Below are 25,082 nucleotides of genomic sequence, written 5' to 3'. Positions count from 1 at the left end.
GCTCTACGACGGACCGCTGATGGGGATCAACCATGCGCGCTCCGCCCATGCGGCCCTGCACGAGGCGCGCCTCGTGCTCCAGCGCAGCCTGGTTGCCGGCGCCTCCGGCGACATGGTCACGAAATTCGAAAGACTGGTGCGCAGCAGCTTCGAGGATCTCAACGTTGTGCGTGAACGCGCACCCTCGCCGTCCGTTGCAGCTGCGCGGGAGAAGACCGAGAGCCAGCTCAAGGACTGGTCAGGCGCCGCGCTGAAGATCCTCAAACCGTCGCCTGGCGGGGTGACCGAGATTCCGACGAGCTTCCTGCTCACCGAACAGGGCGATCGCCTGATGGCCTCGATCGACGATCTCGTCGAGCTGGTTGCGGCTTATGGCTACGAGTATCGCACCGCGGCGGAAGGGGCAGTGGAGCAGGCGCGCACCACGATGCTATCGGTCGCGGTTGGCACGGTGGTGATCGGGCTGATCATCGCGCTCGCATTCTCCTATTCGATGAGCCGGCCGATCTCGGCCGCGGTCCGGGTTGCCGAACGCGTCGCGGCCGGCAATTTCACCGATGAGATCTCTGTGCGTCGCCGCGACGAGCTCGGCCGTCTCCTGAAATCGCTCGCCGTCATGCAGGCGAGCCTCAAGGCTCGCGCCGATGACGATCTCGCGCTGATCGCCGCCAAGGATCAGACCAGCGCCGAGCAGAGCAACCGCCGGCAGCGCCTGGAAGCCGAAATAGATGCCTTCCGCTCCGCCTTCAGCACGGTGCTGAGCAACACCGACCGCATGACCGGCGAACTGACCGACACGGCGCAAAGCCTCGCCTCTACCGCGCGCACTGCGGGCAGGCAGTCGAGCGAGGCGGCGTCGACAGCCAAGGAAACCTCGACCAACGTCCAGACGGTCGCGAGCGCCGCCAGTCAGCTCGGTGAATCCGTGCAAGCAATCACGTCCCAGCTTGCCGATGCGACCACGATCGTCCAGCGCGCTTCCGGCATGGCGGAAGCAGCCAACCAGACCATCGGCCGTTTGGCCGTCGCCGCGCAGCAGATCGACGAGGTGGTCGGATTCATCCGCACCATTGCCGGGCAGACCAATCTGCTCGCGCTCAACGCCACGATCGAAGCCGCGCGCGCCGGCGAAGCGGGCAGGGGTTTTGCGGTCGTCGCCTCCGAAGTAAAGGCGCTTGCGACCCAGACCGCGAAGGCGACCGAGGATATTTCTTCGCAGATCACCGAGGTGCAATCGGCAACGCGTCATGCCGTCGACAATGTCGGCGCCATCGCGCTGATCATCGGCGACATCGACAGCTTTACCGGCCGCATTGCCGCCGCCGTGAGCCAGCAGAATGCCGCTGCCAGCGAGATCTCCAGAAACATCGGCCAGGCGGCCAACGGCACCGCCGTTGTCGCACGCAGCATCGCCGGAACGGCAGAGGCGACCGACAACGCCAACCGGTCGGCCGACATGGTGCTTGCCACCGCGCACGATCTCTCCAACCAGGCGATGCAATTGCGCTCGTCGGTCGACCGCTTCCTGGCGAACGTGGCTGCGTGAGCGAAAGCTCCGGGCCTTCCCTTTTTGCGCCTCAATTTGAGCGTGTCCTCGCCTTCTTAACGAGAACAGTGGGGAAACATGCAGTTCAAACGAATGTTGGCAGGCGCGGTCGGCGGCCTGATCCTGGCGTCCGCATCGATCTCTCCAATTTACGCCGCTGCGGGATGCACAGTGGACAAGCTGCAGGGCGCCTATGTCTTTGACGGGCGGGGCACCAATGTGCACTACGGTGTCTTCAATTTCGACGGCAGCGGCAGGTTCTCGGGCCAGCAGACCTCGATCCGCCAGACGAAGAGCCCGGCGCGCGAGACGCTTGAGGGCACGTACACGATCAACGCCGATTGCTCCGGCGTCATGATCATGGACGGCCAGCCCGGCGGCACCGCGCATTGGGATATCTTCGTCACGTCCGACGGCAAGAAGGGGCGAATGATCCGCACGGATGCCGGCATTCACGGCGTGCGCACCTTCGAGCAGTGAGCCGAGGCCGCCCTGCTTGGCGGCCCGTTGCTCTCCATTTGCGCGCCAGGCTGAACGGCCGGCCTGGCGCTGCTGCTTTGCGCACGGGTGATGCCTGGGCTATGAAAGGCCTTGCGAAGGGAGTTGCGCATGGCCGATCATCGGAAGGACCTGCGGGTTGCGATCGCGGGGTTGGGCTCGATCGGCACGAAGATCGCCGCCGAGCTCGATCGCGGAATCGAGGGTCTCGTCCTGTCGGCGATCGCCGCACGCGAGCCCGACAGGCATCGCGCATTTCTGAGCAGCCTGCGCCAGTCGCCGGCCCTCCTGCCCATCGAGCAGCTTGGTGAGGCGGCGGACATCGTCGTCGAGTGCGCGCCGAGCCATCTGTTGCGAAGCATCGTTGAGCCGGTGGTGAGACGAGGGAAGACGGCGGTGGTCGTCAGCGTCGGCGCGCTGCTCGACAATTCCGACCTCATCGATCTCGCCAAGGCCAATCACGGACGCATCATCGTGCCGACCGGCGCGCTGATCGGGCTCGACGCGGTCAACGCCGCTGCGGTCGGCACCATTCATTCGGTCAAGATGGTCACGCGCAAGCCGATCGACGGCCTGAAGGGCGCGCCGTTCATCGTGCAGAACGGCATCGACATCGAAAATTTGCGCGAGCCGCTCAGATTGTTCGCCGGCACCGCGCGCGAGGCGGCCAAGGGCTTTCCAGCCAATCTCAACGTCGCGGTGGCGCTGTCGCTGGCGGGCATCGGCCCCGATCGCACCATGGTCGAGATCTGGGCCGATCCGACGGTGACGCGCAACGTGCATCGCATCGAGGTGGAGGCGGATTCCGCGCGCTTCTCGATGGCGATCGAGAACATCCCCTCGGAGAACCCGAAGACCGGCATGATCACGGCATTGTCCGTGATCGCCCTGTTGCGCAAGCAACGCGCCACGCTAAGCGTGGGTACGTGAGGGCGCTTACGCGCCCGTCACGCGCCAGATGACGTTGCCGACGTCGTCGGCCACCAGCAGCGAGCCGTCAGGCCCGAGCGTGACGCCGACCGGCCGGCCATAGGATTCCTTCTCGTCGGGTGCGAGGAATCCCGAAAGGATGTCTTGCGCAGGACCAGAGGGCTTGCCGTTCTCGAACGGCACGAACACCACCTTGTAGCCGCTCAGCGTCGAGCGGTTCCAGGAGCCGTGCTGGCCGATGACCATGCCGTCGGGGAAGCCGGGCAGGGTGCCGGCCGGCATCCAGCACAGGCCGAGCGAGGCGGTATGTCCGCCGAGCGCGTAGTCCGGCGTGATCGCCTTTGCGACCATCGCCGCATCCTGCGGCACGCGATCGTCGACCGTCTGCCCCCAATAGCAATAGGGCCAGCCGTAGAAGCCGCCATCGCGCACCGAGGTCAAATAGTCGGGCGGCGTCTCGTCGCCGAGCCCGTCGCGCTCGTTGACGACGGTCCACAGCACGCCGCTGTTCGGCTCGAACGCGAGGCCGACCGGATTGCGCAGGCCACCGGCAAAGATGCGGCTCGTGCCGTTCACGAGATCGAGCTCATACACGGCGGCGCGGCCTTCCTCGACCTCCATGCCCGTCTCGGCGATGTTGCTGAGTGAACCGACGCCGGCATAGAGCTTCTTGCCGTCAGCGCTCGGGAGCAGGCTGCGCGTCCAGTGTCCGGATGGCTTGAAGGTGACGAGCTCGCGTCCCGAAGCCTTGATGCTTTCGGCGCCCGCGACATAGGGAAACGCCACCACGCCGTCGGTGTTGCCGACATAGAAGGTGTCGCCGATCAACGCCATGCCGAACGGCTGGCTCAGTCCTTCCATGAACGTTCCGCGCTGCTCGGCGACGCCGTCGCCGTCCGCATCGCGCAGCCGCGTGATGCGGTTGGCGCTGACGCCGAGCGCTGCCGCGCGCCGCATCGTGGCCTGCATGGCATAGTGAAACACGCTCCTCGGCGGACCTGCGATCTGCGTTGCCTCGGCGATCAGCACGTCGCCATTCGGCATCACGTTGATCCAGCGCGGATGGTCGAGCCCGCTCGCGAATGCGTTGACCTTTAGTCCGGGCGCGGCGACCGGCTTCTCGCCATCGCGCCAGCCCCGCGCGGTCGGCATCTTCAGCGTCGGAATGGCGCCTTGCGGCTTGGCTTCCGGAATCTGTGGCGCGCCGCCCCAGGCCGGCTTTGGCTGGGTCTCCGACATCCGCCGCCACATTAGCGCAGCTCCGCCGATCAGCGCGACGATGCGCGCGAATACGCTGGAAAAACTCATGAAAATCCCCTGTTGCGCCCGCGGAGCCGATCCGGCCTGCGTGGCTGTCGCGATGGTCCTGCGGCCGCCTTGCTAGGAGCAGGGCAGGCGCAGTGACAGTAGTTATACGATCTTACCGTTTCCAATCGAATCGCCGAGATTGCATAGCGCTCCCTTGTCAGGGCGCTTCCTCCCTTAAAAATCCTGCCCGCCCTGGTTGGCGGGCCTCTTTTTCGGCCACCGGAACTCTGGCGCAGGTGCGTGCTTGTTCTCGGCGCGGACCAGCCCAGCCAGCGCATGCAGGGATGCGTGCCGGAGCGTGTCCAGCTCACGGGCAGCAATCCGGCACTCCACGGTCGACATCGATGCGGCCGCAAGCTCGATCGTGTTGCAGGCTTCGAACAGACGGACGAGGCCAAGCGCGCTGGCGGCGCTGCCGAGCCGGTGTGCGCACTTTGCCAGCTGCACGCGATCACCTGCGGCCGCGGCTCTTATGATGTCCGCCACGAGTGTCTCACTCGTCTCTTCGAGCAACTCGCAGAGCCCAGCGATCTGCCGCGCGCCCAGCAGCTCCCTCTGGTCACTCAGGAAGCGCTCGTCGATCAGCGTGCCGGCGGCCAGCCGGGCAGTCTCCGATCCCTCTTGCGGATCGCCTTCGAGCGCGTCGCGCAGGTTCTTGATCAGGATCGGCTTGCCGACGATCTTGCCGATCCCGGCACCGGCGAGGCGCTCGCGCGCCTTCCGCGATACGTCCGCAGTCACCGCAATGATGCGCGGTGTCCGCTGCAATCCAAGCTCCCGGATGCGCGCCGCAGCCTCCACGCCGTCCATGTCGGGCATGTGCAGGTCCATCAGGATGACGTCGAACGCCGCGCGGCTGGCCTGATCGATTGCGGCCGCGCCGTCCGTGGCAATCACGGCATGGTGCCCGAGCCGGCTGAGCATGGCTTCGCCGATCTCGCAATTGACGGGATCGTCGTCGACCAGCAGTACGCGCAGCGCAAGCGACGGCGCGCGTGCAACACCTTGGGCGCGCTCTGATTCGGCAAGTCCGAGCGGGACTGCGAGACGGAACACGCTCCCGGAGCCTGGCGTGCTCTCCACCGTCACGTCCCCGCCCATCAGCCGCGCCAGGCGGCGGGCGATCGCAAGCCCCAGCCCGGTGCCGCCGAAGCGTCGCGCAATACTGTCGTCGGCCTGCACGAAATCCTCGAAGATCCGCTCGTGCATGTCGGATGCGATGCCGATGCCAGTATCGGCGACGGAAACGCGGAGCAGCACGGAAGCCTGCTGCGGCTCGAGCGCGGCCGCGAGGGTGATACTGCCCTTCGCGGTGAACTTGACGGCGTTGCCGACGAGATTGAGCAGCACGCGATTGAGCCGCACTGGATCGCCATGCACCTGCACATCGAGACTCGCATCGCAGGAGAGATGGTACGCCAAACCCTTCGCCGCCGCCTGCGGACGTATCAGGTCGGCGGCCGTCTGGATGAGTTGGTCGAGGCGGAAATCGCGGGTCTCCAGTGCTTCCGTGCTCGCTTCCAGCCGCGCATATTCCAGGATCGCATCCACCAATGCGATCAGGGTTTCACCGGATCCGGCCGCGGTCGCGAGGTGACGCTGCTGCGCTTCGTTCAGGCTGCCGTCGTCGAGCAGCTGTAACACGCCCATGACACCGTTGAGCGGTGTGCGCAGCTCATGGCTGACGATGGCCAAAAAGCGCGACTTGGTCTCGTTGGCCTCTACGGCAGCGCTGCGCGCGCGCTCGGCGGCATCGTGCTCGGCGAGCGCATGATCGCGGGCCTTTTCGAGCTCGGCCGTGCGTTCGGCAACCTTGCGCTCCAGCGTCGCGTAGGACTCGCGCAGGTGCGCGGCCATCACGTTGAACTGGTCGCCGAGCGCCTCCAGTTCGTCATTGGTCTTGATGGCGAGCCGTAAGGAGAGATCGCCGCTGCCGATCCGCTTTGCGCCCTGCGTCAGTATCTGGATCGGGACGGTCATGCGCCGGCTGAGCAGGAACGCCGCAAGGACGGCGAATGCGAGCAGGGCGACCAGCAAGAACGTCGAGCGCCCGATAGAGGTGTAAATCGGCGCATAGGCCTCGCTGATCGGAAGCTCGACGAAGACGAGCCAGCCGAGCGGAGGGACCGTTGCGTAAGTCGACAAAACGCGCCGCTGCGACAGGTCATCCTTGACGAGTCCTCCCGCGGCAGGCGGGGTGCCGGAGAGCGCCGCCTGGACGTCGGGACGATCGGAAAGATCGGTGTGACGCAGCGCCGGCCACAAGTCCGGATGTGCGATCAACTGTCCTTTGCGATCGACGACATAGGCCTTGCCGGTGCTGCCGACCTTGATCCTGGCGACGAGGTCCCAGATGAAGCGCAGATTGACCTCGGCGACGGTGACTTGCGGATCGTTTCCGCCGCCGAGAACGGCAAGCGTCATGAACGGCTCGGTATCGCCGAAGAAGTAGACCGGTCCGTAGTAGATGCCGCTTGCCCTGGCGCCGAGAAAGGCCGGCGAGGCGGCAAGATCGGTCTGGCTGCCGACCTTGTCGGCGACGCGGCGCGACACGCGGACCTGCTCGCGTCCGCGGGCGTCGAGCGTTGCAATCTCGGCGATGGCGGGGGAGAGGCGCAAGAGGCGGATGGCGTTCAGCCGCTCGTCCTCCTGCGCCGACAGATCCGGCGGCAGGCGCGACAGCCATCTGAGCTCGCTTTCGATCTGACCGATGAACTGGCCGATCTGGATCGCCGCCGATGCGGCCTGTTCGCGCTGTGTCGCCGCGAGGAGCTGCTTCTGCTCGCGGTAGGAGAACCAGACCTCGAGCGCGGTGTTGAGGGCGAGCGCCGCGAAGGCGAGCGCGACGAACGAATAGAGATATTTGCGGAACAGCCGGCTCGGGGGCGCGCGCGAGGTGTCCTGGTTGGCCGGCTCGTTCACTCGCGGATCTCGTCGGCGCGCGCGAGCAACGTGGCCGGCAGCTTCAGCCCCAAGACGTCGGCTGCCTTGCGGTTGATCAGAAGCTCGTATTTTCGCGGCGACTGCACCGGAAGGTCGCCCGCTTTGGTCCCGCGCAGGATCAGGTCGACATAGTCCGCCGAGCGCACCTCGAGGGAAGCGCCGTAGCTCATCAGCCCGCCGACGTCGATGAAATAGTGAAAGGGATAGATCGCCGGCACGCGGTGCTGCGCGGCGGCCGTGACGATAGCGCGCCGGTTGATGACGAGGAAGGGGTCGACGAGCGCGATCATCCCGCCCGCGGGGGCACCGGCATAGCCGCGGATGGCCTGGTCGATTCCGGTTGCATCGTTGACCGGCACCGGCGTGACAGTCACGCCCATGGACGCGGCTTCGGATTCGATCGAGTCGAGAAAGAAGCGCCCGGCGCGCGGTGCGGTCGCGGGATTGAAGAGCACGCCGACGCGCTCGATGGCGGGAGCTGCTTCCCGCAGCAGCTGAAGCCATTTGCTGCCCATTTCGGCGGTACTGTTTGTGAAGCCGGTGACGTTGCCGCCGGGGCGCGCAAGACTCTCGACGAAGCCGTTGCCGACGGGATCGTTGGCAGTGGCAAACACGATCGGGATCGTCTTGGTGGCCGCCGTCAAAGCTGCGGTCTCGATCGTCGACGAGGTCAGGATCACGTCCGGTTTGAGTGCGAGGATTTCGCGGATCGCTGTTTCCTGCTGCGCCGGGCCGCCGAAGCTTGAACGGGTCTCATAGCGGACATTGACGCCTTCCACCCATCCGCGCTCGGTCATGCCCTGGATCAGAGCGCTCAGTCGCGAGGCCGCGCTCTCCGGTGCGCTCCGGTTGGTCAGGGGATCGCCGAGCGGCAACCCGATCAGGGAGGCGACAACGCGGACCCGGTCCGGCGATGCGCCGAGCGCAAGCCATCCCGCGGCCGATGCACTGGCGAGGCGAATGAAGTTTCGGCGGTCGACCGCCTCCGGGGCGAGGGGACGCGCGGACTGCCCGGTCATGAAGTGGGTTGCACGATGGCCTGTTCCAGCCAGTGTGAATAGCGCGAAAGCGCCGTGATCACAAATGGTGAGGGATCGCACCTGTGAATGTTTGTTCGCAGCTATCGGGCGTGAGACCTCTGGCGTCTCGAAACAGCAGGCCGGGCCCGTTCAGACATGGAAGCGCATTCTCGCGACACGAGATTCTAGCGTACGATAAATCCGAATTCCGTCAAGATGAAATATTTGGGGTGGCGCGAATTGACCGGTGCTGGCGTGATATCTCATTTCGCGAAATCAACCCCATGCAAAGTAGAAACCGTAGCCCGGATGGAGCGCAGCGTAATCCGGATCGGAGCCCGCTGGACAAACCCCGGATTGCGCTGCGCTTCATCCGGGCTACAGGGCGGCCGGGCCGGCTTACCTGCCTCCGATCAAAGCGAACGGGCCTTCGGTTGCACGCCCTCCGGGATTCTGGTACGTTTGAGGTGCGTGCCTCATTTATCTTCCTTGCAGGCTGAAGCCGACGGCGCCGCGACCTCCGCTGATCCCGGAGCCGGGCCTTGATGCTTGGGGGAGAAACAGGGCGGCATGCGTAAATGACAGGAAGAGTTGGCCGCGATCGACGGTCGACCGCTTAAAAGGGAGGGATGAATGAAGCGTCTCTTGGTTGCAGGTGTATCCGTTGCGTTCGCGGTCGCGCTGGGTCTCGGCTCGGCCAACGCGGCGGACAAGAAGGTTCTCGCCTTCGTCGTCAATGGCGCGTCCGACTTCTGGAAAATCGCTGAAGCCGGCGTGAAGAAGGCGCAGGGCGAACTGCCCAATTTCGACCTTCAGTTCAAATATCCGGAACAGGCCGCCGCCGCCGTCCAGCAGCGGGTAATGGACGACCTCGTCGCCGCAGGTGCCGCCGGCATCATGGTCAGTGCGGTCGATCCCAAGAACCAGACCGAGCAGTTGAACAAAGTCGCCTCGCAGACGGTACTGTTTACCACCGACAGCGACGCGCCGGCTTCGAAGCGGGTGGCCTATATCGGCTCGTCGAATACCGATCTCGGCAAGGACGCCGGCAAGCTGATGCTCAAAGCGCTGCCGAACGGCGGCAAGTGCGTCGGTTTCGTCGGTCTGCCCGGCGCCGACAATGCCCGCGAGCGCATCGAGGGCGTCAAGGAGACGATCAAGGGTTCGAAGGTCGAGCTCGTGGACGTCCGCGGCGATGAGATCGACCAGACCCGCGCCAAGCGCAATGTCGAGGACATCCTCGCCGCCATGCCGGACGTGAGCTGCCTGGTCGGCTTCTACTCCTACAACACGCCGCGCATCTACGAGGTGCTCAAGGAAGCCGGCAAGCTCGGCAAGATCCAGATCATCGGCTTCGATGAGGATCCGATCACGCTCGGCGGCGTCAAGGAAGGCAGCATCGCCGGCACCGTCGTCCAGCAGCCATTCGAGTGGGGCTATCAGGGTATGAAGCTGATGGCCGCTTACATCGGCGGCGACAAGTCGGGGATTCCAGCGAACGGCATCATCATCGTTCCCGGCAAGGTCATCGACAAGTCGAATGTCGACGACTTCATGGCCTCGATGAAAGCGATGCTCAAGAAGTAGGAGCCTCTGGTTCTACTGCGTCACAGGCGCTTGACCTCATCCCGAGAAGCCCGCGACAAGCGGGCGCCTCGAAGGACGGTCTCGGGCGGTGTGACGCAGCGGGGCTAACTCTGCTCGCAGCCACCAATGCCTGAGCCGTTTCTCGAACTGGTCGACATCAGCAAGACCTATCCCGGCGTGGTCGCCCTCGACCACGTCGACCTCAAGGTCGCCCCGGGCGAGGTGATCGCGCTGATCGGCGAGAATGGCGCAGGTAAGTCGACCCTGATGCGCGTGCTCGGCGGCGTCGTCGAGCCGAGTGGCGGCCTCATCCGCGTGGACGGCGTCGAGCGAGGCTCGTTCACCGTGGCGGAGGCGATCCAGGCCGGCATCGCCTTCGTTCACCAGGAGCTCAACCTCTTCGACAATCTCGATGTCGCCGGCAACGTCTTCATCGGCCGCGAGCCGGTGCATGGCGGGCCGCTCAGGCTGATCGACCGCCAGGCGCTCTATGCGAAAGTGCGGCCGCTGCTCGAACGACTCGGCGCCGATTTCGAGCCCGATGCGCCGCTCGCCGATCTGTCGCTCGCCCAGCGCCAGCTCGTCGAGATCATGAAGGCGCTCTCGCTCGATGCACGCCTCGTCATCATGGACGAGCCGACCTCGAGCCTGACCTTGACCGAGACGGGCCGCCTTATGCGCGTCATCGCGGGCCTCAAGGCTGACGGCGTCAGCATCATCTTCATCACGCACCGCCTCAACGAGGTGATGCAATGCGCCGATCGCGCGGTGGTGCTGCGCGACGGGCGGATGGTCGGCGCGCTGACCCGCGCGGAATTGTCGCCCGCGGCGATGATCCGTCTGATGATTGGACGTGATCTCAAATCGCTCTACGTTCCGCCGGCAGCTCCTCCCGGCGAGGCCGTGCTCGACATCGTCGAGGCCGTCACCGACACCTATCCGGAGCGCGCCGTCAGCCTGTCGGTGCGCCGCGGCGAGATTTTGGGGCTTGCGGGCCTCGTCGGCTCGGGGCGCACGGAACTCGCGCGGGCCATTTTCGGCGTCGATCCCCTGCGCGGCGGCGCGATCAGGCTGGACGGCGCGCCGATCCGGATTGCCAGCCCGCGCGCCGCGATCGAGCATGGCATTTATCTCGTCCCGGAGGACCGCAAGAGTTCCGGCCTCCTGCTCGACGTCTCGATCGCCGAGAACATCTCGCTGCCGGACCTATCGTCCTACCTGCGTTTCTGGCTCGTGAATACCGCGCGCGAGACCGAGAACGCCCGCCGCCAGCGCGAGCGCCTCAAGATCCGCGCGCCTGACGTCGAAACCGCCGTCGGCTCACTGTCCGGCGGCAACCAGCAGAAGGTCGTGCTCGCCAAATGGCTGTCGATGCGGCCGAAAGTCTTGATCTTCGACGAGCCGACGCGCGGTATCGACGTCGGTGCCAAGCAGGAGATCTACGACATGCTGCGCCGCCTGACCGATGCGGGCGTTGCGGTTCTGATGATCTCCAGCGACATGGAGGAGGTGATCGGGGTGAGCGACCGGATCGCGGTGATGCATGAGGGGGCGATCTCGGGTTTTCTTGATCGCAGCCAGTTCAGCGAGCACAATGTACTGCAACTGGCCGTCGGCCACACAATCTGAGGCGAGGGGACCTTGAACAAGAAAGATCTGAGCCTCCTGGTCCTGATCCTCGTGGTCGGCGCGGTCGTCACCTTCATCAACCCGCGCTTCCTGCTGGTCGGCAATCTCTCCAACACCGCCAACCAGGTCGGGATGTTCGGCATCTTCTCGATCGCTGAAGCCTTCGTCATCATCATCGGTGGGATCGAGCTGTCGGTCGGCTCGGTCATCGCGCTGTTAGGGGTGCTCTTCATCGATCTCATCGTCAATCACGACGTCAACTGGATGCTCGCCTTTGCCGCAATCATCGCCGGTGGGCTCGCGATCGGCCTCGTGCACGGCACGCTCGTCACCCGGATGCACATCCAGCCTTTCGTGGTGACACTATGCGGACTTCTGATTTATCGCGGCGCCGCGCGCTACTACACCGAGGACGCGACCGCCGGCTTCGGCTTCGGCGCGAGCTTTCCGACGCTGGAATGGCTGACGGCGGGGCGCACCAATGTGCTGGGCTTTCCCTTGCCGCACAGCGTGGTCGCGCTGTTCATCGTCGCTGCGGTCGCCTGGATATTGCTGCACCGTTCCGTGTTCGGCCGCTATCTCTACGCCGTCGGCAAGAACGAGGAAGCGGCGCGCTATTCCGGCATCCGCTCCGATCGCGTCGTGATTTCAGCCTACATCATCTGCGGCGGGCTGACCGCGTTCGCCGCGATCCTGATTGCGATGTACACCCGCTCGATCTCGCCGGCGGTGCATGGCTCCTTCTACGAGCTTTACGCCATTGCCGCCGCCGTGCTCGGTGGCTGCTCCTTACGTGGCGGCGAGGGCTCTATCATCGGCGTCGTTCTCGGCACCGTGCTGCTCCAGGTGCTGCAGAATCTCGTCAATCTCCTGGGCATTCCGAGCTCGCTGAATTTCGCCGTCATGGGCACGGTGATCCTGATCGGCGTGCTCGGCGACCAGTATCTCATGCAGCGCCGCCGCGCGACGACGGCGAAGGCGCGGCCGCAGGCGAACGTTGCAGCAGCGCCGCTGGAGCGCGCGAACGCGGAGTGAAATAGAGGTTAGTACTTCGCGTCCTCGAGGCCACAAAAGGGATCGACGGGACTGTTTCGGTTCCAGGGATGTCGTCCCATCAACAGGTCGACGACGGCGGCCTGCATCTCGTCGATCGTGCAATAGGCGTTGATGTAGACGGGCACGCGGGGCGCGTCATAGAGGTGATAGGGATAGCCGAACGAGATCATGATGGTCGGAATGTCGTGCCAATAGCGCCGCATGGCACCGACGAAATCGCCGCCAAGCCGAGCCCAATCGAGGAAAATGCGCCCACGCGTCAGCAACGTCTCTTCTCCAAGGAGATAGAGGACGAGATCGAAACTGGCCGGATCGACCGCGGGCTGTTGGGTGTGAAGCGTAATCTCGAATCCCTCCCTGGTCAGCATATCCGGCAGGCTGAATTCGTGCGGGGAGTCATGAAGCGGCGAGATGATTCCGCCGGATATCACCAGCACACGCCGATGCCGCGTCGGACTTATGGGCAAGAGGTCCAGAGTGTCCTTGACCAGGGTCGGCGCCCGCCGCAACGCCGCATCGGCGATGACCTTGTCGGAAGCCCGCGCGATCGCTCCGGTCGGCCGAATGCTTGCCATCTCGTGGAGACCGAGCGCCGCCTTCAGCGCGAGGACGCGCAGCACCGCGTTCTCGAACCGTTCGGCCGGCAGGCGACCATCTTCGACAGCCGCGCCCACCTCCGCCATGTCTTCCTCTGGCGCGCGCGAGAACAGGATCATGTCGCACCCGCCGGCGATGATCTGCGACTTGGCCGCGCGCATGCGGCACCAGGAAGTGAGGCCGGCCATTTCGCTGGCGTCGGAGACGATCAGGCCGTTGAAGCCGAGCTTGTGGCGAAGCAGCTCGACATTGAGAAGCCTGCTGATGGACGCCGGCCGGAAAGCCTCGACGCCCGGATCGGATAGCTGGTTCCTGACGAACGCAGGCAGCGCAATATGCGCGGACATGATGGAGAGGACGCCGGCGTCGATCGCAGCGCGATAGAGCCTGCCGAACGTCGCCTCCCACTGCTCCATGGAGAGCGGATTGATCGTGGTGACGAGATGCTGGTCGCGGTCGTCGTAGCCTTCGCCGGGCCAATGCTTCGCGGTTGCGGCGATGCCATGCCTTTGCAGGACCTCGATATGGGTCAGCGCATGACGGCGGATCGTTTCGAGATCGGAGCCAAAGCTTCGCGTACCGACGATCGAGCTGCGAAACGCGTGGTTGATGTCAATCACTGGCGCGAACGACCAGTTCACGCCGACGGACACGGCCTCCTCGGCAATGATGCGCGAGATATCCGCGGTCACCTCGGGGTCATCGATCGCCGCGACTGCGAGCGGGTTCGGCAGCTGTGTGCCGAAGGGCAGGCTCATGCGCGAGCCCTCGAGATCGGCGCTGACCAGCAGCGGGATCGGTGCGGCCTTCTGCGCGGCCGCTAGTCGCGCGCGCTCGGCCTCGCCATCGGGACCGAAGTACCGCGTGATTCCGCCCGGTCGCAGTCGAGCCAGCCGGTCGAGCTCATCGGGATCGGTTCCGCGCGACAGAAGGTTGAAAAGCTGAGCCACTTTGTCTTGCAGGCTCAGCGCGCGATAGGTGGTCTCGACCCATCCAACTGCGCGGGCGTCGAGACCAAAGGGCGGACGAGAGAGAAAGGACGTATCCATATGCGGCCTCATCCCATCCTCGGCAGGGTGGATCGCTCGATCAGACCCAGCCGCCATCCACGACGTAATGCTGCGACGTGCAGGCTGAAGCTTCGTCGGAGGCGAGGAACAGCGTCACCTTCGCGATCTCGTCCGGCATCAGCTTGCGCTTCAGGCATTGGCGGCGCATCAATTCTTCCACGCCTTCCGGCGTCAGCCATTTCGTGAGCTGGCGCTCGGTCATGATCCAGCCCGGTGCAATCGCATTGACGCGGATGTTGTAGGGGCCGTAGTCGCGCGCGAGCGAGCGGGTGAGGCCGATCACGCCGGACTTGCTGGCGGTATAGGCGGCCATGCCGCCTTGTCCGGCCATCCAGGAGACCGAGCCGAAATTGATGATGGCGCCGGCGTTGGCCGCTTTCATTTCCGGCAGCACCGCCTGCGCCGCGAAGAACTGATGCTTCAGGTTCACGGCGATGCGGTCGTCCCAATATTCCGGCGTCACTTCCTCGGTCGGGTGCCGCTCATCATGCGCGGCGTTGTTGACGAGGACGTTGATCGGGCCGTGGGCCTTGCGGGCCTCCGCGATGCCGGCGCGCAGGGCCGCGATATCGGTGAGGTCGACGTGCCAAAAATGCGCAGCCAAGCCCTGGTCCGCAAGCTCGCGCGCCAGCCGGGTGCCGTCGTCCGCCTTGATATCGAAGAACACGACGACAGATTTTTGCTGCGCAAAGCGCCGCACGATGGCTTCGCCGATGCCGGACGCGCCGCCCGTGACGAGAACGACTTTGCCTGCAAGATCTGGATAAATGGCGGCCATGATGTCCTCCGGGCATTGGTGTCCGGGCGACGCTCGTCCGGCAAAACGACTCGTCGGAACCTTAGCCGCACGGTCGGTGAGGTGCATAGATCAGAATTTTAGTTGCGTACCTCAAAAAATGAGGGCAGCATTGCCGCAACGACATAAGCAAGACCAAAACAATAGTCGGGAGGAATGCTGATGAGGCTGCTCAGGAAGCTGGGACTCGCTGCTACCGCATGGCTGTTCGCGCAGGGCGCGGCGATGGCCGACACCACGGTGAAGTGGTTGCACATCGAGGCCAATCCCGCACAGGTCAAGATCTGGGAAGAGGTGGCGCGGGCCTATGAGGCCTCCCATCCCGGCGTCAAGGTCGAGATGCAGTTCCTCGAGAACGAGGCCTACAAGGCGAAGCTTCCGACCATTCTCCAGTCCAAGGACCGGCCCAACATCATCTACAGCTGGGCGGGCGGCGTGTTGAAGACGCAGATCGAAGCTGATGTCCTCGACGACATCACCGACCAGGTGAAGGGTTATTCCGATACCCTGACACCGGCGGCACTTGCAGCCTTCAGCAGGGATGGCCGCGTCTACGGCTTGCCGACGGCGCTGTCGCAGGTTGGCTTCCTCTATAACAAGGACCTGATGGCGAAGGCCAATGTCGACCCCGCCTCCATCAAGACGTGGGACGATCTGCTTGCGGCGGTGAAGACGCTGAAAGCCGCCGGCGTGACGCCGATCGTCGTCGGCGGCGCCGACAAATGGCCGCTGCATTTCTACTGGACGCACCTTGCCGTGCGGATCGGCGGAAAGCCGGCCTTCGATGCCGCGCTGCGCGGCGAGAACGGCGGCTTTGCCGGCGAGACGTTCCAGAAATCCGGCGAGCTGTTCAAGCAGCTCGTGGACCTTCAGCCGTTCCAGAACGGCTTCCTCGGCTTCAAGAATCCGCAAGCCGTGGGCTATTTCGGCGATGGCAAGGCGGCGATGACGCTTGCCATCAGCACCGTGTATCACCTCCAGCGCGCGCTTGCCGCCGACAAGGTGGGCCTCGGCGAGGACAAGATCGGCTGGTTCGATTTCCCGGTGGTGCCCGGTGGCAAGGGCTCGCCGTCGGATACGCTCGGCGGCATCACCGGCTGGCTCGTCACCAAGGGCTCGCCGAAGGAAGCGGTCGACTTCCTCAAATACTTCGTCTCGAAGGATGTGCAGACGCGCCTTGCGGCCGGCAACTACATCATTCCCGTGGTAAAGGGCGCCGAGGCCGGGCTCAACAACGCGTTCATGAAGCGCATCGCGGACAACCTCGCGAAATCGAACTACCACCAGAACTTCTATGATCAGAGCCTCGGTCCCTCCGTCGGTCGCGTCGTCAACGACGTCACGGCCGAGATTGCCGGCGGCAGCATGAGCCCGCAGGACGCGGCCAAGGCGATCGAGGCGGCCTGGAAGCAGGGCAACTGACCGTGGCGCGGCGGATCGCAAGCTCGCCGGCGCTCGGCGTCGCAGAGCCCGCGCTCGCGCCGATCGCGGTGCGCGGTCCGAGCTGGGATGGCCGGCTCACCGTGCTCGTGCTGTTCCTTCCGCCGGCGCTGCTGCTGTTCACCCTGTTCGTCGTGCTGCCGATCGGGGAAGCGGCCTGGTATTCCGGCTTCAATTGGAACGGTTTTGGCCGGCCGACCAACTGGATCGGGCTCGACAATTACCGCTTCGTGCTCCAGACGCGCGCCTTCTGGCTTGCGCTGCGCAACAACGGCCTGATCATCGCGGTTTCGCTGCTCGTCCAGTTGCCGCTGGCGCTGACGCTAGCCCTCATGCTCGCCGAGCGATTCCGCGGCGCGGTCGCGCTGCGCATGCTGTTTTTCATGCCTTACATCCTCGCCGAGATCGCGACCGGGCTGATCTTCTCGTTCGTTTATGACGGCGATTACGGCCTCGTCGCCTCGATCTGGCGCGCCTTCGGTAGCGAAGCCCCGCATCTGCTGGCCTCGACCGACACCGCGATGCTGGCGGTGCTGATCGTGATCGTCTGGAAGTATTTTGGCTTCCACATGATGCTGTTCATCGCTGCGCTTCAGGGCCTCGACAAGAGCCTGATCGAGGCGGCGCGCATCGATGGAGCGACGCGCTCGCAAACGCTGCGCCACGTCGTGATTCCCTTGCTCTATCCGACCATTCGCCTCTCGGTATTCTTCGCCATCATAGGATCGTTGCAGCTGTTCGACCTTGTGATGCCGTTGACGCGTGGAGGGCCGGCGGATTCCTCGAATACGATGGTCAGCTTCCTCTACAACAACGGCATCTCGCGCATGCGGGTCGGCTTTGGCAGCGCCATCGGCGTCATCCTGTTCATGACCTGCGTCACCTTCGCGTTCACCTACAAGCGATGGTTCATGCGCGATGAGTAACGTCGAGATCACCCGTGCGCGGTTCGATCCCGCCATGCTGTACAAGGCGCTGTTCCTCGGCCTCGTCGCGATCTTCGTCGCGGTGCCGCTGCTTGCGACCGTGCTCGGCGGCTTCAAGACGCTCGGCGAATTGCGCGTCAATCCGTTCGGTCTGCCGCGGCACTGGGAATGGCAGAACTACGCCGACATCCTGTTCTCGCAGCGCTACTGGCAGCTCCTGCGCAACTCACTCATCATTTCGACGCTGACGGTGACGCTCACCCTGATCGTCGCGTCGATGGCGGCTTTCACCTTCGCCCATGTCCGGTTCTTCGGCAGCTCGATGTTGCTGAGCTATTTGACGCTCGGACTGTTGTTTCCGGCCGCAACCGCCGTGCTGCCGCTGTTCATCAAGGTGCGCGATCTCGGGTTGCTCGATACCTATCTCGGCGTCGTCCTGCCGCAGGTCGCGTTCAGCCTCGCCATGAGCATCCTGCTGCTCAGGCGCTTTTTCAAGGACATCCCCTACGAGCTGCTCGAGGCGGCGCTGGTCGATGGTTGCAGCTACATCAAATTCTTCCGCTACGTGACGCTGCCGCTGTCGCGGCCGATCCTGGCCACCGTCGGCACCATCACCTTCGTCAATAGTTGGAACGCCTATTTGTTGCCGCTGGTCATGCTCAACACCGATGCGCTGTATCCGTGGCCGCTCGGCATCATGGTTTACCAGGGCGAATATTCGTCGGAGTGGCACCTGATTCTCGCCTTCATCACCCTGACCATCCTGCCGACGATCATCCTCTTCCTCTTGGCGCAGAAGCACATCGTCGCCGGTCTCACCGCAGGCGCAGTCAAGGGATGAACGACACCTCACGGAGACAAGAATGAGAAAAGTCGGCATCGGTATCATCGGTTGCGGCAATATCAGCACCGCGTATCTCAAGGCGGCACAACGCTTCCCGGTTCTCGACATTCGTGCGCTCGCAGACATGCGCAGCGATGCGGCGGAAAAGCGGGGGGCCGAGTTCGGCCTGCCCGCGATGCGCGTCGACCAGCTGCTCAAGCGCGACGATATCGAGATCGTGATCAATCTCACGGTGCCGCTCGCCCACACCGACGTCAGCCTCGCGGTGCTGAACGCGGGAAAGCACGTCCATTCCGAGAAGCCGTTGGGTGTCAACCTGGCCGAGGCGCGGAAGGTAATGGATCTCGCCGCGCAAAAGAACCTGCGCGTCGGCTGCGCACCCGACACCTTCCTCGGCGGCGGCCACCAGACCGCGCGCAAGCTGATCGACGACGGCGCCATCGGCACGCCCGTCGCGGGCAGCGCGTTCTTCATGTGCCCGGGGCACGAACGCTGGCATCCGGCACCCGGCTTCTATTACTTGCGCGGCGGCGGGCCGATGCTGGACATGGGGCCATACTACATCACCGACCTCGTGCAACTGCTCGGACCCGTCGCGAGCGTGATGGGTTCGACCGCGCGGCCGAAATCCGAGCGTCTCGTGACCAGCCAGCCGTTGAACGGCCAGATGGTCCCGGTCGAGGTCGCAACCCACGTGGCGGGCACGCTGGAATTCGAAAGCGGCGCGGTGGTCTCGATTGCCATGAGCTTTGACGTGCCGAAGCACCGACATGCGCCGATCGAGATCTACGGCGACAAGGGCAGCATGCTGGTCCCCGATCCCAACCGCTTCGGCGGAGAGGTGCAGGTGGCGAAGACCGGCGGCGAGTGGGAGACCGTGGCGCCAACCCACGGCCATGTCGAAGGTGAGTTCCGCTCGATCGGCGTTGCCGATATGGCGACCGCCATCGTCACCGACAGGCCGCACCGCGCCAGCGGCGCGCTCGCCTTCCACGTGCTCGAGGCGATGGAAGCGTTCCAGACCTCTGCCGATGAGGGGCGCCGCGTCAAAATCGAGAGCCGCGTCGAACGGCCGGCGATGTTGCCGGCCGGACGTGAGACCGGACAGATCGACTGAGGATCATGACAATGCGCAAGGCAATGATTGTATGGGGTGGCTGGCCGGGACACGATCCTGATCTCTGCGCCTCGATGATACGAGGCTGGCTGAAGCAGGAAGGCTTCGAGGTCCGCATCGAGACCACGACGGCGGCGTTCGCCGATCCCGCGATCCACGATCTTTCGCTGATCATTCCGATCTACACCATGTCGAAGATCGAGAAGCCGGAGGCGCTCAACCTCTGCGCGGCGGTGCGCGGCGGCGTCGGACTCGCGGGTCATCATGGTGGCATGTGCGACGCCTTCCGGGAGTCTGTCGATTATCAATTCCTCTGCGGCGGCCAGTGGGTTGCCCATCCCGGCAACATCATCGACTACAGGGTCGACTTGACGAAGCCGGATGACCCCATCATGAAGGGCCTGACGGGCTTTGAGCATCGATCCGAGCAGTATTACATGCATGTCGACCCTGCCAACGAGGTGCTGGCCACGACGACGTTTTCTGGCGACCACGCGCCCTGGATCGAGGGCGTGGTGATGCCCGTGGTCTGGAAGAAACGCTATGGCAAGGGCAGGGTGTTCTATTCCTCGCTCGGCCACCGCGCCTATGAACTCGATGTGCCCGAGATCAGGACCATGATGATCCGCGGCATGTTGTGGGCCGCGCGCGGATGACGGGCGGCGAGACACATCCGGCCATGCGTGCGACGCTGGAAGACGTCGCGCGCATGGCCGGCGTGTCGCTCGCAACGGTCGATCGCGTCGTCAACCGCCGCGAAGGCGTGCGTGCCAAGACGGTGGCGCGCGTGGAGGCGGCGGTCGCAAAGCTTGGCTACCGCGCCGATGTCGCCGCCGCGCGGCTCGCGCGTGGCCAGACATTTCGCTTCGCCTTCATACTGCCGACCGGCAGCAACAGCTTCATGACCAACTTGACCGAGCAAGTGCAGCGCACGGCTGAATGGCTCGCCAGCCAGCGCGGATTCATCGATATCCTGCACGTCGACGTGTTCGATCCGGACGTGCTGGCCCGCACCCTGGAAGAACTGTCGCCGGCCTATCACGGTGTCGCCGTCATCGCGCTCGATCATCCGCGCGTGCGCGCAGCGATCGACGATCTGGCAGCCCGCGGCGTCGCCGTCGTCACGCTGGTCTCGGATGCGCTGAGCGCGCGTCGCCTGCATTATGTCGGCATCGACAATCCGGCTGCGGGTCGCACGGCTGCAACTCTGATGGGACGTTTCCTCTCGGGACGCAAAGGCGGCGTGGCCGTCATCGCAGGCTCGCTGTCGCTGCGCGATCACTCCGAGAGACAATTCGGCTTCCACCAGATTCTAACGAGCGAATATCCGGATCTGGTCGCGCTGCCGGTGCTGGAGGGGCGCGATGACAGCGAGCGGACGCGCGTGCTGACGGCGGAGCTCTTGTCGCGACGATCCGATCTGCTCGGCATCTATTCCTGTGGCGCAGGCAATCGGGGCATCGCCGAGGTGCTGGAAGCCTCTGGCCGCGCCCGCGACGTCGTTTGGATCGCCCACGAGCTCACCCAGCACACGCAGCGCTTTCTGGTGCGCGGCACCATCGACGCGATCATCAACCAGGATCCGGGCCACGAGGCGCGCTCCGCCGCGCGCGTCCTGCTAGCGCATTGCTCGGGCGAGCCCATCAGCGCCGATCAGGAGCGCATCCGCATCGATATCTTCCTGCGGGATAATCTGCCGTGACCTAAAGCGCGATGAAATTGGGATGAACCGTCATCGCGCTTTAGGTTGTTGTTTGCTCATGATCTTTTCGGAAAACCGCTGCGCACTTTTCCGGATCATGCTTTAGCGCCTCAGCGTCGGATGGTGACGTCAGTCGACGGCCGCCGGTGCTCCCAGTCGGCCCGCTCGAGCTCGGGACGATCGAGTTCGGCCTCGGGGTAGCCGATGCAGAGATAGCCGATGAATTTCCAGGTCTCCGGGACCTCGAGAATCTCGCGCACGCGGGCGGGATTGAGGATCGATACCCAGCCGATCCCGATGCCGTCCGCGCGCGCGGCGAGCCAGGCCGAGACGATCGCCGCGACGACCGAATAGTCGAGTGTCTCCGGCATCGTCGCGCGCCCAAGGCCGTGTCCGGTCTCGCAGGCTTTTTCTGAAAACACCGCCAGATGCCCCGGCGCCTCTTCGAGGCCGGCGAGCTTGAGCGTGGCATAGCGTGCGGCGCGCTCGCCGGAATAGGCTTGGAGCGCATCGGCATTGCAGGTCTTGAAGTCGTCGATGACAGCGCGACGCCGCGCCGGATCCTCGACGATGACAAAGCGCCAGGGCTGGCTGAGACCGACCGATGGCGAGAGACAAGCGATGTCGATCAGCCGCTCCAGCGTGCCCTCGGGCAGCGGATCTCTGCGGAAGCGCCGTACGTCGCGGCGCCAGACGAAGAGCTCGCGCAACTGCCGGCGGAAATCGTCGTCGAAGGAGACCATCAGGAGGCCGCGTGAAACAGCGAGGCGGCCATCAGCAGGATGGCGGTCTCGGCGACTTGCTCGTAAGCACCGAGTATATCACCGGTCTGCCCGCCGAGCTGCCTGATCGCGAGCCAAGCGGTCAGCAGGCCGAGAAAGGCGAGCAGGATCACGGCAAGGATCGCCTTGCCCGGCCCGAAGCCGATCGCGAGCACGATGGCACCAAGGCCGAGCGCGATGGCGGCGTTCGGTCCGGCCGGCCGGCCGGCGCCGGCGGACAATCCATCGTTGCGCGCCGGCGGCACCAGCGCCATGAACAGCGGCAGGCCCGCGCGCGCGGCGACATGCGCGAGCAGGAGCGCGATCAGGACCGAGCGCGGCGCGGCAATGGCCGCGAGCGCGCTCCAGCGCAGCGTCAGCGAGATGATGAGCGCGCACACGCCAAAACTGCCGATGCGGCTGTCGCGCATGATCTCGAGCTTTCGCGCGCGCGTGGAACCGCCGAGGCCGTCGGCGGCGTCGGCGAGGCCATCCTCGTGCAATGCGCCGGTGACGACGATCATACTTGCAAGCGCCAGCATTGCGGCCGGCGCCGCTGTTACCCCGATCGCGTAAGCGCTTCCGTACACGGCAGCACCGAGGAGAGCGACCCAAACTCCTGCGACCGGCAGTGTCCAGCCCGCGCGCGCAATGTCACCATCTCCGACCGGCGTCGACGGGCCGAGCGGCAGGATGGTGGCGAGCGACAGGCCGATCCGCAAATCCTTGACGATGGTGGCGAGTTGCTTGAGGAGGGTCATGGCCTCACTTGACCTTCATTGGCAGGCCCGAAACCACGAACTCGACCTCGTCGGCGACTTCGGCGACGGCCTGGTTCAAAAGGCCGGCGGCGTCGCGAAAACGGCGCGCCAGCGCATTGTCCGGCACGATACCGAGGCCGACCTCGTTGGTCACGAGGATCACCGGACTCCGTTGCCTGCGAAGTGCGGCGGCGAGCAGCGCCGTTTCGTTGGACCAGTCGCGTTCGGCATGGAGCAAGTTGGAGAGCCACAGCGTCAGGCAGTCGACCAGCCGCGCGCCGCCGCCGTCGGTCGCATCGAGCGCCGCCACGAGATCGAGTGGCGTCTCGCGCTCGATCCACTCATCGCCGCGGCGGGCGCGGTGGCGGGCGATCCGCTCCGCCATCTCCACATCCAGCGCCTCCGCGGTCGCGATGTAGACGGGCCGGCCGGAAAAGCTCCGGGCGCGCGCCTCGGCCCGCCGGCTTTTCCCGGACCTCGCGCCTCCCGTGATCAGGACAACCGCCATGAAACCTCCGTTCTGACCCGCACTAATCACCAATCGGGCGCAAAGACAAAGCCGAAATCGGCGGGCAGGGGCTTGCGCTGTGCCCCAATTCTTGCGCATCAGGACGGGTGAGAAGGAGATCTGACGTGGGCTTTGCCGGCGCGATGGCGGTTGCGATGACGGTGGATGCCATCTGGGGATGGCCCGCCGCATTGTTTGCGCGCATCGGCCATCCCGTGACCTGGATCGGCAGGCTGATCGCTCTGCTCGATCGCAACTGGAACAGACCGGCGGATGCGCCGGCAACGCGGCGCATGGCCGGCGTTGCCGCCGCACTGCTGGTGATCACGCTGTGCGCCGGCATCGGTTGGCTGGTGCAAAGCTGGCTCGTTTCCGAATGGGGCCGCGCCGTTCTGCTCGGCATTTTGGCCTGGCCGCTGGTTGCCCTGCGCTCGCTCCACGATCACGTCGCCGCCGTCGCGCAGCCATTGCAGTCGGGCGACATCGACGCGGCGCGGCTTGCGGTCGCGCAAATCGTCGGCCGCGATCCCGCGTCTCTGGACGAAGCGGGGATATCGCGTGCGGCGCTGGAGAGCCTTGCGGAGAACGCCTCCGACGGCATCGTGGCGCCGGTGTTTTGGGGCGCGCTGCTCGGCCTGCCCGGCATCTTTGGCTACAAGGCGATCAACACGCTGGATTCCATGATCGGCCATCGCTCCGAGCGCCACCTCTGGTTCGGCTGGGCGGCCGCGCGCATCGACGACGTCGCCAATTTCATCCCGGCGCGGCTGACGGGCCTGTTGTTCGCGCTGGTGACCGCGAAACCCTCAACGGCCTTGTCCTGCATGTCGCGCGATGCGAACCGTCATCGCTCGCCCAATGCCGGCTGGCCGGAAGCGGCAATGGCGGGCGCGCTTGGCGTGCGCCTGAGCGGCCCACGCAGCTATCATGGCACCCTGACCGACGAGCCCTGGCTGAACGCGGGCGCGCGCGATCCGCTTGGCGCTGATGTCCGCTTGGGCATGAAGCTCTATATTCGCGCGATGCTGCTGCTTGGCGGCTTGCTCGCAGCATTGGCATTGGTCTGAGGGCGGCGATGCGCGAGCATGGTGGCAATCTCGACTCCGCGATGCAACGGTTCGGCGGCCGCATCGAGGACTGGATCGATCTGTCGACCGGCATCAACCGGCAGCCTTATCCCGTGGGCGAGATTGAGCAGCGCGCATGGAGTGCGCTGCCGTCGCGGTCCGAGATCGAAGCGCTGCAGGAAGCGGCGCGGCAGGCGTATGCGACGAGGGCGCCGCTGCTCGCCATGGCCGGCGCGCAGGCCGCGATCCAGTGCCTGCCGGCTTTGTCGCGCAGGGGCCGGGCATGCATTCTCGCGCCGACCTACAACGAATACGCTGCAGTGCTTTCTTCCGCCGGCTGGGACGTTGCCGAGGTGTCCAATCTCGACGCGCTCGCGGGCGCCGATCTCGCCGTCGTCGTCAATCCCAACAATCCCGATGGTCGGCACCATGAGCGAGCTGACCTCCTCGCACTGCTGCCGCGCGTTGGCCACCTCGTGATCGACGAAAGCTTTGCCGATGCGCTGCCCGAACTCTCGCTCGCGCCTGAAGCGGGGCAGGGCGGTCTTCTGATCCTGCGCTCGTTCGGCAAGTTCTATGGGCTGGCCGGCTTGCGGCTCGGCTTCGTGCTCGGCGCGGAAGGAGACATTGCAGCGCTCTCGGCGATGGCAGGGCCGTGGCCGGTTTCGGGTGCCGCGATAGCCGTCGGTCGGCGCGCGTTGCTGGATCGCGAATGGGCCAAGGCGACGACATCGCGGCTCGAACGCGACTGCGTACGGCTCGATACGGCGGCGACGGCGCAAGGATGGCGGCTGATCGGTGGCACGCCGCTGTTCCGGCTCTACGATGCAGGTGATGCGCTTGCTGCACAGGACAAGCTCGCGCGCAGCAAGATCTGGTCGCGCGTCTTCAGCGCGCGGCCGGGCTGGCTGCGCCTCGGGCTGCCGGGCGATGAGGCGGAATGGTCGCGCCTTGAATCGGCGCTCGCGGGCTGACGC

At 65.1% G+C, this 25,082-nt stretch carries 22 protein-coding genes; 14 read left to right on the top strand and 8 right to left on the bottom strand.

What is annotated here, in order from left to right; genetic code table 11:
* The 3 genes from SO156_RS16720 to SO156_RS16710 form a co-directional block, all read left to right on the top strand.
* The coding region (locus tag SO156_RS16720) for a methyl-accepting chemotaxis protein (protein ID WP_498535556.1) at window positions 1-1,546 on the top strand (1,546 nt) is incomplete at its 5' end.
* Between the two features lie 78 nt (window positions 1,547-1,624).
* Window positions 1,625-2,026 carry a hypothetical protein gene (locus SO156_RS16715; RefSeq protein ID WP_498535555.1) on the top strand — a complete coding sequence of 134 codons (402 nt, stop codon included), beginning with the start codon at window positions 1,625-1,627 and terminating at the stop codon, window positions 2,024-2,026.
* A gap of 129 nt (window positions 2,027-2,155) precedes the next feature.
* Window positions 2,156-2,974 carry an aspartate dehydrogenase gene (locus SO156_RS16710; protein ID WP_498535554.1) on the top strand — a complete coding sequence of 273 codons (819 nt, stop codon included), beginning with the start codon at window positions 2,156-2,158 and terminating at the stop codon, window positions 2,972-2,974.
* 6 nt (window positions 2,975-2,980) lie between these two features.
* On the opposite strand, the gene SO156_RS16705 is transcribed toward SO156_RS16710, so the two are convergent.
* From SO156_RS16705 to SO156_RS16695, 3 genes are all read right to left on the bottom strand, one after another.
* A complete protein-coding gene (locus SO156_RS16705) occupies window positions 2,981-4,282 on the bottom strand; it encodes a PQQ-dependent sugar dehydrogenase (RefSeq protein ID WP_498535553.1) in 1,302 nt (433 codons plus the stop codon).
* Window positions 4,283-4,456: 174 nt separating this feature from the next.
* Window positions 4,457-7,204, bottom strand: coding sequence for a hybrid sensor histidine kinase/response regulator (locus SO156_RS16700; protein ID WP_498535552.1), 2,748 nt, complete (start codon window positions 7,202-7,204; stop codon window positions 4,457-4,459).
* Complete coding sequence (locus SO156_RS16695) at window positions 7,201-8,244, bottom strand: ABC transporter substrate-binding protein (RefSeq protein ID WP_498535551.1); 1,044 nt, start codon at window positions 8,242-8,244, stop codon at window positions 7,201-7,203. Before SO156_RS16695 ends, SO156_RS16700 begins: the two co-directional genes overlap by 4 nt.
* A gap of 633 nt (window positions 8,245-8,877) precedes the next feature.
* Between SO156_RS16695 and SO156_RS16690 the strand changes: the two genes are divergently transcribed.
* The 3 genes from SO156_RS16690 (at window position 8,878) to SO156_RS16680 (ending at window position 12,495) form a co-directional block, all read left to right on the top strand.
* On the top strand, window positions 8,878-9,831 hold the full coding sequence (locus tag SO156_RS16690; RefSeq protein ID WP_458151313.1) for a sugar-binding protein: 954 nt from the start codon (window positions 8,878-8,880) through the stop codon (window positions 9,829-9,831).
* 126 nt (window positions 9,832-9,957) lie between these two features.
* Window positions 9,958-11,460 carry a sugar ABC transporter ATP-binding protein gene (locus SO156_RS16685; RefSeq protein WP_458151314.1) on the top strand — a complete coding sequence of 501 codons (1,503 nt, stop codon included), beginning with the start codon at window positions 9,958-9,960 and terminating at the stop codon, window positions 11,458-11,460.
* Between the two features lie 12 nt (window positions 11,461-11,472).
* Window positions 11,473-12,495 (top strand): ABC transporter permease, encoded by a 1,023-nt coding sequence (locus tag SO156_RS16680; protein WP_458151315.1) that lies wholly within the window; start codon window positions 11,473-11,475, stop codon window positions 12,493-12,495.
* Between the two features lie 8 nt (window positions 12,496-12,503).
* Here the strand turns inward: SO156_RS16680 and SO156_RS16675 are convergent, their stop codons facing one another.
* Together SO156_RS16675 and SO156_RS16670 are read right to left on the bottom strand one after the other, a co-directional pair.
* The gene (locus tag SO156_RS16675) at window positions 12,504-14,162 is read right to left on the bottom strand and encodes a glycoside hydrolase family 3 protein (RefSeq protein WP_498535550.1); all 1,659 of its coding nucleotides are present in this window, start codon (window positions 14,160-14,162) and stop codon (window positions 12,504-12,506) included.
* 40 nt (window positions 14,163-14,202) lie between these two features.
* Window positions 14,203-14,961, bottom strand: coding sequence for an SDR family NAD(P)-dependent oxidoreductase (locus SO156_RS16670; protein ID WP_498535549.1), 759 nt, complete (start codon window positions 14,959-14,961; stop codon window positions 14,203-14,205).
* A gap of 180 nt (window positions 14,962-15,141) precedes the next feature.
* On the opposite strand from SO156_RS16670, the gene SO156_RS16665 reads away from it, so the two are divergent.
* From SO156_RS16665 to SO156_RS16640, 6 genes are read left to right on the top strand one after another with little or no spacing between them, the layout of a single operon-like run.
* The gene (locus SO156_RS16665) at window positions 15,142-16,401 is read left to right on the top strand and encodes an ABC transporter substrate-binding protein (protein WP_498535548.1); all 1,260 of its coding nucleotides are present in this window, start codon (window positions 15,142-15,144) and stop codon (window positions 16,399-16,401) included.
* A gap of 2 nt (window positions 16,402-16,403) precedes the next feature.
* Window positions 16,404-17,345 carry a carbohydrate ABC transporter permease gene (locus tag SO156_RS16660; RefSeq protein ID WP_458151319.1) on the top strand — a complete coding sequence of 314 codons (942 nt, stop codon included), beginning with the start codon at window positions 16,404-16,406 and terminating at the stop codon, window positions 17,343-17,345.
* On the top strand, window positions 17,338-18,186 hold the full coding sequence (locus tag SO156_RS16655) for a carbohydrate ABC transporter permease (RefSeq protein WP_458151320.1): 849 nt from the start codon (window positions 17,338-17,340) through the stop codon (window positions 18,184-18,186). The genes SO156_RS16660 and SO156_RS16655 overlap by 8 nt, the downstream gene beginning before the upstream one ends.
* 22 nt (window positions 18,187-18,208) lie before the next feature.
* Window positions 18,209-19,306 (top strand): Gfo/Idh/MocA family protein, encoded by a 1,098-nt coding sequence (locus SO156_RS16650; RefSeq protein ID WP_498535547.1) that lies wholly within the window; start codon window positions 18,209-18,211, stop codon window positions 19,304-19,306.
* Window positions 19,307-19,317: 11 nt separating this feature from the next.
* Window positions 19,318-19,962 carry a ThuA domain-containing protein gene (locus SO156_RS16645; RefSeq protein ID WP_498535546.1) on the top strand — a complete coding sequence of 215 codons (645 nt, stop codon included), beginning with the start codon at window positions 19,318-19,320 and terminating at the stop codon, window positions 19,960-19,962.
* The gene (locus SO156_RS16640; RefSeq protein WP_498535545.1) at window positions 19,959-21,008 is read left to right on the top strand and encodes a LacI family DNA-binding transcriptional regulator; all 1,050 of its coding nucleotides are present in this window, start codon (window positions 19,959-19,961) and stop codon (window positions 21,006-21,008) included. Before SO156_RS16645 ends, SO156_RS16640 begins: the two co-directional genes overlap by 4 nt.
* A 110-nt stretch (window positions 21,009-21,118) precedes the next feature.
* Here SO156_RS16640 and bluB read toward each other — a convergent pair whose 3' ends face one another.
* Genes bluB through cobU form a run of 3 tightly spaced genes read right to left on the bottom strand, consistent with a single transcriptional unit; the run spans window position 21,119 to window position 23,038 of the window.
* Window positions 21,119-21,751 carry a 5,6-dimethylbenzimidazole synthase gene (gene bluB, locus SO156_RS16635; RefSeq protein ID WP_458151324.1) on the bottom strand — a complete coding sequence of 211 codons (633 nt, stop codon included), beginning with the start codon at window positions 21,749-21,751 and terminating at the stop codon, window positions 21,119-21,121.
* Complete coding sequence (locus tag SO156_RS16630; RefSeq protein ID WP_498535544.1) at window positions 21,751-22,530, bottom strand: adenosylcobinamide-GDP ribazoletransferase; 780 nt, start codon at window positions 22,528-22,530, stop codon at window positions 21,751-21,753. Before SO156_RS16630 ends, bluB begins: the two co-directional genes overlap by 1 nt.
* A 4-nt stretch (window positions 22,531-22,534) precedes the next feature.
* The gene (cobU, locus tag SO156_RS16625; RefSeq protein WP_498535543.1) at window positions 22,535-23,038 is read right to left on the bottom strand and encodes a bifunctional adenosylcobinamide kinase/adenosylcobinamide-phosphate guanylyltransferase; all 504 of its coding nucleotides are present in this window, start codon (window positions 23,036-23,038) and stop codon (window positions 22,535-22,537) included.
* A gap of 125 nt (window positions 23,039-23,163) precedes the next feature.
* Between cobU and cbiB the strand changes: the two genes are divergently transcribed.
* Window positions 23,164-24,105, top strand: a complete 942-nt coding sequence (cbiB, locus tag SO156_RS16620) for an adenosylcobinamide-phosphate synthase CbiB (RefSeq protein ID WP_498535542.1) — start codon at window positions 23,164-23,166, stop codon at window positions 24,103-24,105.
* Window positions 24,106-24,113: 8 nt separating this feature from the next.
* Window positions 24,114-25,079 carry a threonine-phosphate decarboxylase CobD gene (gene cobD, locus SO156_RS16615; RefSeq protein ID WP_498535541.1) on the top strand — a complete coding sequence of 322 codons (966 nt, stop codon included), beginning with the start codon at window positions 24,114-24,116 and terminating at the stop codon, window positions 25,077-25,079.
* Window positions 25,080-25,082: the final 3 nt, after the last annotated feature.

The sequence above is a fragment of the Bradyrhizobium sp. UFLA05-125 genome, from assembly GCF_059803515.1.
Note: the sequence above shows the minus strand (reverse complement) of the source record. Positions and strands in the feature narration are given on the sequence as shown.

What these genes read in the sequence shown, in the direction of transcription:
- SO156_RS16715 (WP_498535555.1), top strand. Translation starts at nt 1,625, where the DNA reads ATGCAGTTCAAACGAATGTTGGCAGGCGCGGTCGGCGGCCTGATCCTG.
- SO156_RS16710 (WP_498535554.1), top strand. Translation starts at nt 2,156, where the DNA reads ATGGCCGATCATCGGAAGGACCTGCGGGTTGCGATCGCGGGGTTGGGC.
- SO156_RS16705 (WP_498535553.1), bottom strand. Translation starts at nt 4,282, where the DNA reads ATGAGTTTTTCCAGCGTATTCGCGCGCATCGTCGCGCTGATCGGCGGA.
- SO156_RS16695 (WP_498535551.1), bottom strand. Translation starts at nt 8,244, where the DNA reads ATGACCGGGCAGTCCGCGCGTCCCCTCGCCCCGGAGGCGGTCGACCGC.
- SO156_RS16690 (WP_458151313.1), top strand. Translation starts at nt 8,878, where the DNA reads ATGAAGCGTCTCTTGGTTGCAGGTGTATCCGTTGCGTTCGCGGTCGCG.
- SO156_RS16685 (WP_458151314.1), top strand. Translation starts at nt 9,958, where the DNA reads ATGCCTGAGCCGTTTCTCGAACTGGTCGACATCAGCAAGACCTATCCC.
- SO156_RS16675 (WP_498535550.1), bottom strand. Translation starts at nt 14,162, where the DNA reads ATGGATACGTCCTTTCTCTCTCGTCCGCCCTTTGGTCTCGACGCCCGC.
- SO156_RS16670 (WP_498535549.1), bottom strand. Translation starts at nt 14,961, where the DNA reads ATGGCCGCCATTTATCCAGATCTTGCAGGCAAAGTCGTTCTCGTCACG.
- SO156_RS16665 (WP_498535548.1), top strand. Translation starts at nt 15,142, where the DNA reads ATGAGGCTGCTCAGGAAGCTGGGACTCGCTGCTACCGCATGGCTGTTC.
- SO156_RS16655 (WP_458151320.1), top strand. Translation starts at nt 17,338, where the DNA reads ATGAGTAACGTCGAGATCACCCGTGCGCGGTTCGATCCCGCCATGCTG.
- SO156_RS16650 (WP_498535547.1), top strand. Translation starts at nt 18,209, where the DNA reads ATGAGAAAAGTCGGCATCGGTATCATCGGTTGCGGCAATATCAGCACC.
- SO156_RS16645 (WP_498535546.1), top strand. Translation starts at nt 19,318, where the DNA reads ATGCGCAAGGCAATGATTGTATGGGGTGGCTGGCCGGGACACGATCCT.
- SO156_RS16640 (WP_498535545.1), top strand. Translation starts at nt 19,959, where the DNA reads ATGACGGGCGGCGAGACACATCCGGCCATGCGTGCGACGCTGGAAGAC.
- bluB (WP_458151324.1), bottom strand. Translation starts at nt 21,751, where the DNA reads ATGGTCTCCTTCGACGACGATTTCCGCCGGCAGTTGCGCGAGCTCTTC.
- SO156_RS16630 (WP_498535544.1), bottom strand. Translation starts at nt 22,530, where the DNA reads ATGACCCTCCTCAAGCAACTCGCCACCATCGTCAAGGATTTGCGGATC.
- cobU (WP_498535543.1), bottom strand. Translation starts at nt 23,038, where the DNA reads ATGGCGGTTGTCCTGATCACGGGAGGCGCGAGGTCCGGGAAAAGCCGG.
- cobD (WP_498535541.1), top strand. Translation starts at nt 24,114, where the DNA reads ATGCGCGAGCATGGTGGCAATCTCGACTCCGCGATGCAACGGTTCGGC.